General features: G+C 61.0%; 11 protein-coding genes. 8 read left to right on the top strand and 3 right to left on the bottom strand.

Annotated features, from left to right (window positions below; translation table 11 throughout):
* Positions 1 to 36: 36 nt before the first annotated feature.
* Positions 37 to 981: a choline ABC transporter substrate-binding protein gene (locus tag BOP96_RS02600; protein ID WP_032902304.1), complete on the bottom strand. Its 945-nt coding sequence runs from the start codon at positions 979 to 981 to the stop codon at positions 37 to 39.
* A 195-nt stretch (positions 982 to 1,176) separates the two neighbouring features.
* On the opposite strand from BOP96_RS02600, the gene BOP96_RS02595 reads away from it, so the two are divergent.
* Both BOP96_RS02595 and BOP96_RS02590 read left to right on the top strand, forming a co-directional pair.
* A complete protein-coding gene (locus BOP96_RS02595) occupies positions 1,177 to 2,121 on the top strand; it encodes a GlxA family transcriptional regulator (RefSeq protein WP_032902306.1) in 945 nt (314 codons plus the stop codon).
* Positions 2,122 to 2,189: 68 nt separating this feature from the next.
* Positions 2,190 to 3,368 (top strand): AAA family ATPase, encoded by a 1,179-nt coding sequence (locus BOP96_RS02590; RefSeq protein ID WP_073451771.1) that lies wholly within the window; start codon positions 2,190 to 2,192, stop codon positions 3,366 to 3,368.
* A 31-nt stretch (positions 3,369 to 3,399) separates the two neighbouring features.
* Here the strand turns inward: BOP96_RS02590 and BOP96_RS02585 are convergent, their stop codons facing one another.
* Positions 3,400 to 3,816: a DUF3010 family protein gene (locus tag BOP96_RS02585; RefSeq protein WP_014720249.1), complete on the bottom strand. Its 417-nt coding sequence runs from the start codon at positions 3,814 to 3,816 to the stop codon at positions 3,400 to 3,402.
* A 190-nt stretch (positions 3,817 to 4,006) separates the two neighbouring features.
* Here BOP96_RS02585 and BOP96_RS02580 point away from each other — a divergent pair, with 190 nt between their 5' ends.
* On the top strand, positions 4,007 to 4,969 hold the full coding sequence (locus tag BOP96_RS02580) for a tyrosinase family protein (RefSeq protein ID WP_032902308.1): 963 nt from the start codon (positions 4,007 to 4,009) through the stop codon (positions 4,967 to 4,969).
* Between the two features lie 43 nt (positions 4,970 to 5,012).
* Here BOP96_RS02580 and BOP96_RS02575 read toward each other — a convergent pair whose 3' ends face one another.
* Positions 5,013 to 5,414 carry a lysozyme inhibitor LprI family protein gene (locus BOP96_RS02575; RefSeq protein ID WP_014720247.1) on the bottom strand — a complete coding sequence of 134 codons (402 nt, stop codon included), beginning with the start codon at positions 5,412 to 5,414 and terminating at the stop codon, positions 5,013 to 5,015.
* Between the two features lie 218 nt (positions 5,415 to 5,632).
* On the opposite strand from BOP96_RS02575, the gene BOP96_RS02570 reads away from it, so the two are divergent.
* From BOP96_RS02570 to etfA, 5 genes are all read left to right on the top strand, one after another.
* A complete protein-coding gene (locus BOP96_RS02570) occupies positions 5,633 to 6,610 on the top strand; it encodes a dipeptidase (RefSeq protein WP_014720245.1) in 978 nt (325 codons plus the stop codon).
* Between the two features lie 78 nt (positions 6,611 to 6,688).
* Complete coding sequence (locus BOP96_RS02565) at positions 6,689 to 7,219, top strand: DUF5943 domain-containing protein (protein WP_008033249.1); 531 nt, start codon at positions 6,689 to 6,691, stop codon at positions 7,217 to 7,219.
* 15 nt (positions 7,220 to 7,234) lie between these two features.
* Complete coding sequence (dgcA, locus tag BOP96_RS02560; RefSeq protein ID WP_014720244.1) at positions 7,235 to 9,295, top strand: dimethylglycine demethylation protein DgcA; 2,061 nt, start codon at positions 7,235 to 7,237, stop codon at positions 9,293 to 9,295.
* Positions 9,296 to 9,432: 137 nt separating this feature from the next.
* Complete coding sequence (dgcB, locus tag BOP96_RS02555) at positions 9,433 to 11,376, top strand: dimethylglycine demethylation protein DgcB (RefSeq protein WP_073451769.1); 1,944 nt, start codon at positions 9,433 to 9,435, stop codon at positions 11,374 to 11,376.
* Positions 11,376 to 12,596 (top strand): electron transfer flavoprotein subunit alpha, encoded by a 1,221-nt coding sequence (etfA, locus tag BOP96_RS02550; protein WP_073451767.1) that lies wholly within the window; start codon positions 11,376 to 11,378, stop codon positions 12,594 to 12,596. The genes dgcB and etfA overlap by 1 nt, the downstream gene beginning before the upstream one ends.
* Positions 12,597 to 12,600 lie beyond the last annotated feature (4 nt).

Here is a 12,600-nt window from a genome sequence, read left to right as displayed (position 1 = left end):
GCCTGGAGCGGCTGCGACACGGTGGTCCAAATAGGGTTATTTGCGGGTCAGTTGCAGGTTGGCAGCAGCCGGCTTGCCGTCGAAGGTGGTCACACCCTCCAGCCAGCGCGCCTGGTCTTGTGGGTGATCCTTGAGCCACTGCTTGGCGGACTCGATGGCGTCCTTGTGATCCAGCAGCGGTTGCATCATGCGGCTCTCGTCGGCGGCGGTGAACGTCAGGTTGGTCAGCAACTTATGCACGTTGGGGCACTGCTCGGCATAGGCCGGCGCGGTCACGGTCCATACGGTGGCCATGCCTTCGTTCGGGCCCAGGGCATCTTCGCTGCCGGTGAGGTAAGTCATCGCCACATTGACGTTCATCGGGTGCGGCGCCCAACCAAAGAACACCACGGCTTCCTTGCGGCGCACGGCACGGTCCACGGCCGCCAACATGCCGGCTTCGCTGGACTCCACCAACTGGAACTTGCCCAGGCCGAACTGGTTCTTGGCGATCATCGCCTTGATCTGCGTATTGGCGCCCGAGCCCGGCTCGATGCCATAAATCTTGCCGCCCAGCTCTTTCTCGAACTTGGCGATGTCGGCAAAGGTTTTCAGGCCCTTGTCCGCCAGGTAGGTGGGTACTGCCAGGGTGGCGCGGGCGTCTTGCAGGCTGGGTTTTTCGAGGACCTTGACTTGCTTGGCGTCGACGAACGGTGTGATGGTCTGGGTCATCAGCGGGTTCCAGTAGCCAAGGAACAGGTCCAGGCGCTGATCACGTATACCGGCAAAGATGATTTGCTGGGACGCGCTGGTTTGTTTGGTTTTGTAGCCCAGGCCGTCGAGCAGTACTTGAGCCATGGCGCTGGTGGCGATGACGTCAGTCCAGTTCACCACGCCCATGCGCACGTTCTGGCAAGAAGCGGCGTCCGCTGCCATGACGGTGTTACTCAAGATGGCGCTGGCGCTGAGTGCGAGTGCGCAGCGGCTGATCAGTCGGTTCATGGGTGGAGCCCTCGGCAGGTCGTTATTGTGGGTGCCGGCGTCTTTGTGCGCCGTGGGATCACGTTACGCAGCTTGGCGCCCCGCAAAGCGCACGGCGGCGACCCGCTCTTGCACTGCAGCGACCTGTGCTCTTGAATGGCCGGTTGAACTGGCGTATCACAGTGAGCACGCTGCCCGTATGACGAGAGCGCCACCATGTTCCAGGATGTCTATTTCTTGCTGATGCCGGGGTTCTCGGCCCTCGGTTTTATCTCCGCGCTGGAACCGTTGCGCGTGGCCAATCGCTTTCGCGGCGAGCTGTACCGCTGGCACATCTTGAGTGCCGATGGCGGCGCGGTACTGGCGAGCAACGGCATGTCGGTCAACGCCGACGCCGCGCTTGAACCATTGAAAAAAGGCGCGACTTTACTGGTGGTGGCTGGCTTCGAACCCCTGCAGTTCGCCACGCCCGCCCTGGAGCATTGGCTGCGCCGCCTCGACCATGAGAGTGTGACTCTTGGTGCCATCGACACCGGCGCCTGCGTGTTGGCCGAAGCGGGCCTGCTTGACGGCCACCGCCTGACCTTGCACTGGGAAGCCATCGACGCCTTCAAGGAAGCCTATCCGCACCTGAGCGTGACCCAGGAACTGTTCGAAATCGACCGGCGCCGCATCACCTGCGCCGGCGGGACCGCGTCCATCGACTTGATGCTCGATCTCATCGCCCAGGCCCACGGCCCGGAGCTGGCGATCCAGGTTTCCGAGCAATTCGTACTTGGCCGCATCCGCCCCCGCAAGGACCACCAGCGCATGCAGATCGCCACGCGCTACGGCATCAATAACAAGAAACTGGTGCAGGTGATCGGCGAAATGGAACAGCACACCGAACCGCCCCTGAGCACCTTGGCCCTGGCCGAAACGATCAAGGTCACCCGACGCCAACTGGAGCGGCTGTTTCGCCTGCACCTGAATGACACCCCCAGTAATTTCTACCTGGGCCTGCGCCTGGAAAAAGCCCGAAAACTGCTGCGCCAGAGCGACATGAGCGTGCTGGAAGTGAGTATTGCGTGCGGGTTTGAGTCACCGTCGTATTTCACCAGGAGCTATCGCGCAAGGTTTGCCAAATGCCCGCGGGAGGATCGGCGACGGGAGGTGGTTTGACGGACAATTATAGTCAATTATACTCTTGGCTATAATTTATAGTCATTTCAATAATTGAGTATAAAACCATGTCCAAGCACAGCGGCTTTGTGTTTCGCCGCCCCACCCTGGCAAGCAGTATTGCCGATGGCCTGGTGGGGGCCGGTATTCAGGATTTCACCTCCGGCCTGTTTCTCGCGGCGCCCCGACGCACGGGCAAAAGCACTTTTCTGCGCGAAGACCTGATTCCGGAATGTCAGCGGCGGGGCTGGCTGGCGGTGTATGTCGACCTGTGGGCCGACAAGGAAAAAGACCCCGCCGAGCTGATTGCGAGTGCCATTGCGGGGGCGTTGGTGCCGTTTGAAAAGGGCATTCGCAAACTGGCAAAGAACATTGGCATCGAGAAACTAAGCTTTCTGCGTACGCTTTCCTGGGACTTTACCAAGCCACAATTGCCTGTCGGTGCGACGCTGACCCAAGCGTTGGAATTGCTCCATAGGGCTGCAGAAAAACCCGTTGTGCTGGTGATTGACGAAGCACAGCACGCATTAACCACCGAGTCAGGTATCAATGCGATGTTCGCGTTGAAGGCTGCCCGGGATCAGCTCAACCAAGGCCGTGACGAGGAGGGCAGCGGTTTGCGCCTGGTGTTTACCGGATCCAATCGCGACAAACTCGCTCATTTGGTATTGGGTAAAAGCCAGCCATTCTTCGGTTCCAGCATCACGCCGTTTCCGCTGCTGGGCAAAGCGTTCACCCAGGCCTACACCGTGCACCTCAACGCGCACCTGGCCCAGAACAACCAATTCAACGCGGCTGATATTGATGAGGCGTTTGAGCGGGTAGGTCGGCGTCCCGAGATGTTGCGCACGATCATCGGTGAAGTCGCATTGGAGTTGGGCGAGGCGAGCAATCTTGGCCAACTGCTGCACAGTCGCGCAGAACTGCTGCGCGCGGGTGTATGGACCGAGTTCGAAAGCGCCTGGAACGCCCTGACCATCCCGCAGCGCGCCGTGCTGGAGGTGATGGTGGAGCGTTCTCAAAACAACGAACCCTTCGCGCCATTCACCGATAGCACCCTCACGGCGGTCAGCAAGGCGCTGGAAAAGATGGGTAGCGACGTGGTGCCGGGTACCCAGACCATCCAGGCCTGCATCGATGCCCTGCGCGACAAGGAACTGGTGTGGAAGTCGAGCCGAGGCGGCTATGCCCTGGAGGACAACACCTTCGGTGACTGGCTGCAACACAAGAGCCTTACACCGCGCTAAAAGGCCGGCTTCTAACGAGAGCGGAGGTGGTTTATTTCTTTACCAGGGCCGAGCATGCCGCCTTGTAGGCTTCATGCTGATACTTGTTAAGCGTCGCTGGCAGATCAAAGGTGTGCTTTTTGTTCTGCGCATTGATGGTCTGCGGCGACAACAGCGTCACCTCCACCCCCTCCAGCAGTTGAAGCACCCCTTCAATCTTGAACGTCGTTGGGCCACCGGCGAATTCACCTTTTTTGCTGCGCTTCTTGATGGCGATGCGAGTGATGGCGTTGTCCTGCACAAACGCTTTCACCTGAGCGGCGAAGGCTTTGACGTTGGCCGCTTCATCGTCATCGTCGAGGGCGATTTTCTTGGTCGCCAGGGCGACGTGGGTCAGCGCCTGGTTGTCCAGGGCGGCGAGGGCGATGATGGCTTCGCTGCCTTTGATTTCGATGCCGCAAATAATCATGGCGTTGCCTTGAGCAGGAAAAGAGGGCACGGATGGTAACAGGCTCGGTTCGTTCGAGAGGAGCTGACCATCCGTCGGAGATAGTGCTGATACTGTCAGATCTGACAGTAGATCTTGATGGGTTCCCCAACTAGATTCGCAGCAGGGGCCGGCACGCGGTCCCATGTTTTTGCGACGAGGGGGGCGGGCAATGAATATTCGCAAGGAAATTCGAAAACTGAGCGGGCCTGAACGGCTAGCGTTTACCAATACGCTGTTGGCCCTTAAGGGTAATGGCGGATACGACAAGTATGTGCATTGGCATCACGCAGTGATGGTACCTACCGTTCACCCTGATGAACCCCAAGATCCCGACTATCGTAATGGCGCCCACTTGGGGCCGGCTTTTTTACCCTGGCATCGTGAAATGTTGTTGCAGTTGGAAGCCGACCTTCAGGCCATTACGCCCGGTATCACGCTGCCTTACTGGGATTGGACATTGGACGCGGCAGACCCGACGAATTCGCCGGTGTGGGAGCAAAGCCTGCTGGGGGGGGACGGTGACGCTGCCGATGAATTCAGGGTGCAGGATGGACCCTTCGCGTACCGATACGGCAATTGGCCGGTGCCTGCCTATCCGGAAGATGGGCTGCCGGGGGCGGGGTTAAAGCGCCAGTTCTCACGTTTGGTCAACTCGCTGCCGACGGCCGCGGACTTGCAGATGGCAATGAATGAAGAGCTGTATGACGAGCCGAACTACACGTCGAGTCCGTTCAATAGAGGCTTCAGAAACCGACTCGAAGGCTGGATCACTCAGAAGGGCGACCCGCAAGTCACCACCCCTGGTTCTCAATTGCACAACCGCGTCCATTTATGGATTGGCGGCAACATGCTGGCGATGACCTCGCCCGAAGATCCAGTATTTTTTCTGCATCATTGTTTCATCGACAAAATCTGGGCCGACTGGCAGGCGCAAATGATGCTGGATAAGCCCGCACTGGCGCCTCATTACTGCCCGATGCAGGATGGCCCCACCGGGCATAATTACGATGATGTGATCAAGCCCTGGACTCGTCGTATCCGTGAGGTGATGGATATCACCGCGCTGGGGTATGCCTACGAGCCAGCCTCACCCTTGACCAAAAGGCCGTTCAAGTCACCTTTCATGGCTTGAGCGTGGCGCAGCCCTTTGCGCGGCCTGGTCGCGTGAAGGGTGTTTACTCCTGGCCAATCGACTCCAAAAACTCCGACCGCTCATCACTCATCCGCGCCAGGCAGTCGTTGTGCGCAATCGCATAGGCCTTGGTGCCGGTCACTGCCGGGAAGGTGTCCACCGCACAATCGGCATCCCGCAGTTTTTCCCACTTTTGCTGCGCGTCCTTCAGACGGGCGGTAATGTCCGCCAGTTTGGTCTTGTCGCTGCCGTAGGTCGAACCCATGCGCTCCAGCAACCCCTGATAGTTATCCTTGAGCAATTGCTCGGCGGTGGTTTTGTTATAGGTGGCGCATTCCAGGGTTTGCTGGTCGTTCTCGATGCCGTCGCACGGCGTGCTGTCGGTGTCTTCGGCCGCGTGGGCGGTGGTTGCGATGAGTGCCAAAGCCAGGAAAATCGATTTCATTGCGCCGTCTCATATCACGTGATGCGCAATTCTGGCTCAAGCGTCAGACAAAGAACAGCCGCCAGTCAGGCATGTCTGCATAGCCTTTGTCGTGGATTGACGCTTTCGGCAATTCCCCTGTCGTTTTTGCACCCGGCTCCGTCGGTGCCTGGGCATATGCTGGCCCCAAAGCGCCGGCAGACGATTCGGCGCATGAATCGCCAATAAGGGGACGCCTGATGAGCCCAGCCGAGTTGCACGCCGACAGCATCGTTATCGACGGTCTGATTATTGCCAAGTGGAACCGCGACCTGTTCGAAGACATGCGCAAAGGTGGCCTCACCGCCGCCAACTGCACGGTGTCGGTGTGGGAAGGCTTCCAGGCCACGATCAATAACATCGTTGCCAGCCAAACCCTGATCCGTGAGAACAGCGACCTGGTGATCCCGGTGAAAACCACCGCCGACATCCGCCGCGCCAAGGAGCAGGGCAAGACTGGCATCATCTTCGGTTTCCAGAATGCCCATGCCTTTGAGGACCAGCTCGGCTATGTCGAGATCTTCAAGCAGCTCGGCGTTGGCGTGGTGCAGATGTGCTACAACACCCAGAATCTGGTGGGCACCGGTTGCTATGAGCGCGATGGCGGCCTGTCGGGTTTCGGTCGTGAGATTGTCGGCGAGATGAACCGCGTCGGCATCATGTGCGACCTGTCCCACGTGGGCTCCAAGACCAGCGAAGAGGTCATCCTCGAATCGAAAAAGCCAGTGTGCTACTCGCACTGCCTGCCGTCCGGGCTTAAAGAGCACCCGCGCAACAAGTCCGATGAAGAGCTGAAGTTCATCGCCGACCATGGCGGTTTTGTCGGCGTGACCATGTTTGCGCCGTTCCTGGCCAAGGGCATCGACTCGACCATCGACGACTACGCCGAAGCCATCGAATACACCATGAATATCGTCGGTGAAGACGCCATCGGCATCGGCACCGACTTCACCCAGGGCCATGGCCAGGATTTCTTCGAAATGCTCACCCATGACAAGGGCTACGCCCGCCGCCTGACCAGCTTCGGCAAGATCATCAACCCGCTGGGCATCCGCACCGTGGGTGAGTTCCCCAACCTCACCGAGACCCTGCTCAAGCGCGGCCACAGCGAGCGCGTGGTGCGCAAGATCATGGGCGAGAACTGGGTCAACGTGCTCAAGGACGTCTGGGGCGAATAAGCCACTGCTCGCTTAATCCTTCACCCGCCGCCATCCGCGTGGCGGGCATCAAAACGAATTTTCTGGAGTTAAGTTTCCATGGCCAAGATCGCCCCGCAATTGCCAATTGAAGTCGACAGCGAAACCGGTGTCTGGACCTCCGACGCCCTGCCGATGCTGTACGTGCCGCGTCATTTCTTCGTCAACAACCACATGGGTATCGAAGAAGTGCTGGGCGCTGATGCCTACGCCGAGATCCTTTACAAGGCCGGCTACAAGTCCGCCTGGCACTGGTGTGAAAAAGAAGCTGAATGCCACGGCCTGGAAGGCGTCGCGGTGTTCGAGCACTACATGAAGCGCCTGTCGCAACGCGGCTGGGGCCTGTTCAAGATCCAGGACATCGACCTGGATAAAGGCACCGCTAGCGTCAAGCTGGAACACTCGGCGTTCGTCTACGTGTACGGCAAGGTCGGCCGCAAGGTGGACTACATGTTCACCGGCTGGTTTGCCGGCGCCATGGACCAGATCCTTCAAGCGCGTGGCAGCAAGATTCGCACTGTCGCCGAACAAGTCTACGGAGGCTCCGAAGAGGGCCACGATGATGGTTTGTTCACCGTCAAACCGTTGTAAGCCGAGGACCGTGCCATGGCTTTCGAAGCAATGTTCCAGCCGATCCAGATCGGCAAACTGACCATCCGCAACCGGGTGCTCAGCACTGCGCATGCCGAGGTGTATGCCACCGACGGCGGCATGACCACCGACCGCTATGTGAAGTACTACGAAGAGAAAGCCAAGGGCGGTATTGGCCTGGCGATCTGCGGTGGCTCCTCCGTGGTGGCCATCGACAGCCCGCAGGAATGGTGGGCGTCGGTGAACCTGTCCACCGACCGCATCATCCCGCACTTCCAGAATCTGGCCGATGCCATGCACAAGCATGGCGCCAAGATCATGATCCAGATTACCCACATGGGCCGGCGCTCGCGTTGGGACGGCTTCAACTGGCCGACCCTGATGTCGCCGTCCGGCGTGCGTGAGCCGGTGCACCGTGCCACCTGCAAAACCATCGAGCCGGAAGAAATCTGGCGTGTGATTGGCAACTACGCCCAGGCTGCGCGTCGGGCCAAGGCCGGTGGCCTGGACGGGGTGGAGTTGTCGGCTGTGCACCAGCACATGATCGACCAGTTCTGGAGCCCGCGGGTCAACAAGCGTACCGACGAGTGGGGCGGCAGCTTCGAGGGCCGCATGAAGTTCGGCCTGGAAGTGTTGAAGGCCGTGCGTGCCGAAGTGGGGGATGACTTCTGCGTGGGCATGCGCCTGTGCGGCGACGAGTTCCACCCGGACGGCTTGTCCCACGAGGACATGAAGCAAATCGCCAAGTATTACGATGACACCGGCATGCTCGATTTCATCGGCGTGGTGGGCTCGGGTTGCGATACCCACAACACCCTGGCCAACGTCATCCCGAACATGAGCTACCCGCCGGAACCGTTCCTGCACCTGGCGGCCGGCATCAAGGAAGTGGTCAAGGTTCCGGTGCTGCACGCGCAGAACATCAAGGACCCGAACCAGGCCACGCGTATTCTGGAAGGCGGCTATGTGGACATGGTCGGCATGACCCGTGCGCACATCGCCGACCCGCACCTGATCGCCAAGATCAAGATGGGCCAGATCGACCAGATCAAGCAGTGCGTGGGCGCCAACTACTGCATCGACCGCCAGTACCAGGGCCTGGATGTGCTGTGCATCCAGAACGCTGCGACCTCCCGTGAATACATGGGCGTGCCGCACATCATCGAGAAGTCCACCGGGCCCAAGCGCAAGGTGGTTGTAGTGGGCGCCGGCCCGGCCGGGATGGAAGCCGCGCGCGTGGCGGCTGAACGTGGCCACGACGTGACGCTGTTCGAGAAAAAGGAGTTTATCGGCGGGCAAATCACCACGGCATCGAAAGCGCCGCAACGTGACCAGATCGCCGGTATCACTCGTTGGTATCAACTGGAGCTGGCGCGTTTGAAAGTCGACCTGCGCCTGGGTGTTGCAGCCGATGCCGAGACCATCCTGGACGTGCGTCCGGACGTGGTGGTGCTGGCGGTGGGCGGGCACCCGTTCATCGAGCAGAACGAACACTGGGGCGCCGCCGAAGGCTTGGTAGTGAGCAGTTGGGACGTGCTCGACGGCAAGGTTGCGCCGGGCAAGAACGTGCTGGTGTACGACACCATCTGTGAATTCACCGGGATGTCGGTGGCCGACTTCCTGGCCGACAAAGGCAGCCAGGTGGAGATCGTCACCGACGACATCAAGCCAGGCGTGGCAATCGGCGGTACGTCGTTCCCCACGTACTACCGCAGCATGTACCCCAAGGAAGTGATCATGACCGGCGACATGATGCTGGAAAAGGTCTACCGCGAGGGCGACAAGCTGGTGGCCGTGCTGGAAAACGAATACACCGGCGCCAAAGAGGAGCGGGTGGTCGACCAGGTGGTGGTGGAGAACGGCGTGCGTCCGGACGAGGCCATTTATTACGGGCTCAAGGAAGGTTCGCGCAACAAGGGCCAGATCGACGTTGAAGCGCTGTTTGCGATCAAGCCGCAGCCATGCTTGAGCGAGGCGGGCGAGGGGTACTTGCTGTTCCGCATTGGTGACTGTGTGGCCCAGCGCAACACCCACGCCGCCATCTATGACGCCCTGCGCTTGTGCAAGGATTTCTGACGCACCTGATCGTTCCCACGCTCTGCGTGGGAATGCCGCCCTGGACGCTCCGCGTCTGCTTTTAAGGTCGTGACGCAGAGCGTCACAGGATGCATTCCCACGCAGAGCGTGGGAACGATCTTCGTGGGAGCTTCACCATGTTGAATACCTTGCTGCCTATTCTCTTGTTTGCCGCCCTGGGCCTCGCCGTCCTCGGCGCCTTGCGCCGGTTGAACATGTGGCGCCGTGGCCGCGCGTCCAAAGTCGACCTGCTGGGTGGCCTTTTGGCCATGCCCAAGCGCTACATGGTCGACCTGCACCACGTGGTCGCCCGTGACAAATACATCGCCAACACCCACGTAGCCACGGCGCTCGGCTTTGTGCTGTCGGCGCTGCTGGCGATCCTGGTGCACGGCTTCGGCCTGCAGAGCCGCATTCTTGGCTATGCGCTGCTGCTGGCATCGACATTGATGTTTGTCGGCGCGATCTTCATGTACCTGCGCCGCCGCAATCCGCCTGCCCGCTTGTCCAAAGGCCCGTGGATGCGCCTGCCGAAAAGCCTGATGGCGTTCTCGGTGAGCTTCTTCCTGGTGACCTTGCCGGTGGCCGGGATTCTGCCCGCCGATTTCGGCGGCTGGCTGCTCGCGGCTTTGCTGAGCGTGGGCGTGCTGTGGGGCGTGTCCGAAATGTTCTTCGGCATGACTTGGGGCGGGCCGATGAAACACGCCTTCGCCGGTGCCCTGCATCTGGCCTGGCACCGTCGCGCCGAGCGCTTTGGCGGTGGCCGCTCCACCGGTCTGAAGCCGCTGGACCTCAGTGATAAAACCGCGCCGCTGGGCGTAGAAAAACCCAAGGACTTCACCTGGAACCAACTGCTCGGCTTCGACGCCTGCGTGCAGTGCGGCAAGTGCGAAGCAGCATGCCCGGCGTTTGCCGCCGGCCAGCCACTGAACCCGAAAAAGCTGATCCAGGACATGGTGGTCGGCTTGGCCGGTGGCACCGATGCCAAGTTCGCCGGCAGCCCGTACCCCGGCAAACCGGTGGGCGAACACGGCGGCAACCCGCACCAGCCGATCGTCAACGGCCTGGTGGACGCCGAGACCCTGTGGTCGTGCACCACCTGTCGCGCTTGCGTGGAAGAGTGCCCGATGATGATCGAGCACGTAGACGCCATCGTCGACATGCGTCGCCACCTCACCCTGGAGAAAGGCGCCACGCCGAACAAGGGCGCCGAAGTCCTGGAAAACCTGATCGCTACCGACAACCCCGGCGGTTTCGCACCCGGTGGTCGTCTGAACTGGGCGGCAGACCTGAACTTGCCGTTGCTCAGCGACAAAGGCAGTTGCGATGTGCTGTTCTGGGTCGGCGATGGCGCCTTCGACATGCGTAACCAACGTACCCTGCGCGCCTTCGTCAAAGTGCTCAAGGCCGCCAAGGTCGACTTCGCCGTGCTTGGCCTGGAAGAACGCGACAGCGGTGACGTGGCGCGGCGCCTCGGCGATGAGGCGACATTCCAGCTGCTGGCCACGCGCAATATTCAGACCCTGGCCAAGTACAGCTTCAAGCGCATCGTCACCTGCGACCCGCATAGTTTCCATGTGCTGAAAAACGAATACGGTGCCTTCAACGGCAACTACCGGGTGCAGCACCACAGCACCTTCATGGCCGAGCTGATTGGCGAGGGCGCGCTGAACCTGGGCCAGCACAAAGGCAACAGCGTGACCTACCACGACCCCTGCTACCTGGGCCGCTACAACGGTGAATACGAGGCGCCGCGCCAAGTGCTGCGGGCGTTGGGTATCGAGGTCAAGGAAATGCAACGCTCGGGCTTCCGTTCACGCTGTTGCGGTGGCGGTGGCGGCGCGCCGATCACAGATATCCCCGGCAAGCAACGTATCCCCGATATGCGCATGGACGACATCCGCGAGACCGGTGCCGAACTGGTGGCCGTGGGTTGCCCGCAATGCACCGCGATGCTTGAAGGCGTGGTCGAACCGCGCCCGTTGATCAAAGACATCGCCGAACTGGTAGCCGACGCGTTGCTTGAAGACGCCGCGCCGGCCAAAGTCCCCCTCAAGCGTGAACCTGCGGAGGTGCACTGATGAGCGATATTATCCGCCGCGACCCCCGGGCCGAATGGATCGCCCGTAACCGCCTGCACCCGTTGCACGCGGCGATGCAGCCGGTGCAACACAGCTGGATGGGGCCCAACGGTATCATTCGCAAAAACGTGCATGGTGTCGGTTTTATCGGGCCCAACGGCATCAAGCGCATCGACCGCAGCGGTGCCCAGCAGGGCGGCGCGGCCAAGCGCAGCGCGGCAGTGCAAGTGCAATTGCCGCTGCATCAGGTGCCGACCCCGGCGTTCTATATCAACGTGGTGCCGGACATGGTTGGTGGCCGTCTGAGCAGCCACGACCGTGACCTGCTTGGCCTGGCGCGCCAGTTGGCTGGCAGTGACGGCGCGGTATTGGCGGTGGTATTCGGTGAACACAAGGAAAGCGCCTTTGCCACGGCCGGCGTCGACCGTCTGCTGGTGCTGGAAGGGCATGAGTTCGAGGGTTATGCACCGGAGCAACGGGTGCAGGGCCTGCGCGCTGTGGATAACCAATTCAGCCCGCGCCACTGGTTGCTGCCAGATAGCCGCAGCGGTGGTGGCGAACTGGGGCGACGCTTTGCCGCCAGCCTCAAGGAACGCCCGGCGACGCGGGTGTGGCAGATCAAGGGCGAGGAGTGCATCGGCCGTGCCGGTGCCGGCCAGGAAGACCTGGCGCGACCGTTGCCCCGTCTGATCCTCGCCGCCGCCGAATGTGCCGATCCGGTCAGCGAAACCCGCCACGAAGTCTTGCCCGTGGAGTTATCCACAGGCCTGGCGCGCAGTCTGCCGCGTATCGAAGATCTCGGCGCGGTGGCGGTCGACCCGGCAGCGATTCCGATGGCCGAGGCAGAGTTCATTTTCTCCGGTGGCAACGGCGTAAAGGACTGGGCGCTATTCCACCAGACCGCCGCGGCCCTGGGCGCCACCGAAGGCGCCTCGCGGGTGGCAGTGGACGATGGCTTCATGGCGCGCGATCGCCAGGTCGGCGCCAGCGGCACCTGGGTCACTGCGCGGGTGTACGTGGCCGTCGGGATTTCCGGGGCGATCCAGCACCTGCAAGGCATCGGTGGCTGCGACAAGGTGGTGGCGATCAACCTCGACCCAGGGTGCGACATGATCAAGCGTGCCGACCTGTCGGTGATCGGCGAAAGCGCCGCGATACTGCACGCCTTGATCGCGGCGGTCGAGACCTACCGCAACGGCGCCAAGCGCGATGCAGCCTGAGGAT

The organism is Pseudomonas sp. FSL W5-0203 (assembly GCF_001896155.1).
GTDB lineage: Bacteria > Pseudomonadota > Gammaproteobacteria > Pseudomonadales > Pseudomonadaceae > Aquipseudomonas > Aquipseudomonas paracarnis.
This window is presented reverse-complemented; position numbering and strand designations above follow the sequence as displayed.

Excerpts from the sequence above, each read along its gene's own strand:
- BOP96_RS02580 (WP_032902308.1), top strand. The coding sequence starts at position 4,007 with ATGAATATTCGCAAGGAAATTCGAAAACTGAGCGGGCCTGAACGGCTA.
- dgcB (WP_073451769.1), top strand. The coding sequence starts at position 9,433 with ATGTTGAATACCTTGCTGCCTATTCTCTTGTTTGCCGCCCTGGGCCTC.
- etfA (WP_073451767.1), top strand. The coding sequence starts at position 11,376 with ATGAGCGATATTATCCGCCGCGACCCCCGGGCCGAATGGATCGCCCGT.
- BOP96_RS02600 (WP_032902304.1), bottom strand. The coding sequence starts at position 981 with ATGAACCGACTGATCAGCCGCTGCGCACTCGCACTCAGCGCCAGCGCC.
- BOP96_RS02575 (WP_014720247.1), bottom strand. The coding sequence starts at position 5,414 with ATGAAATCGATTTTCCTGGCTTTGGCACTCATCGCAACCACCGCCCAC.
- BOP96_RS02595 (WP_032902306.1), top strand. The coding sequence starts at position 1,177 with ATGTTCCAGGATGTCTATTTCTTGCTGATGCCGGGGTTCTCGGCCCTC.
- BOP96_RS02565 (WP_008033249.1), top strand. The coding sequence starts at position 6,689 with ATGGCCAAGATCGCCCCGCAATTGCCAATTGAAGTCGACAGCGAAACC.
- BOP96_RS02570 (WP_014720245.1), top strand. The coding sequence starts at position 5,633 with ATGAGCCCAGCCGAGTTGCACGCCGACAGCATCGTTATCGACGGTCTG.
- BOP96_RS02590 (WP_073451771.1), top strand. The coding sequence starts at position 2,190 with ATGTCCAAGCACAGCGGCTTTGTGTTTCGCCGCCCCACCCTGGCAAGC.
- BOP96_RS02585 (WP_014720249.1), bottom strand. The coding sequence starts at position 3,816 with ATGATTATTTGCGGCATCGAAATCAAAGGCAGCGAAGCCATCATCGCC.
- dgcA (WP_014720244.1), top strand. The coding sequence starts at position 7,235 with ATGGCTTTCGAAGCAATGTTCCAGCCGATCCAGATCGGCAAACTGACC.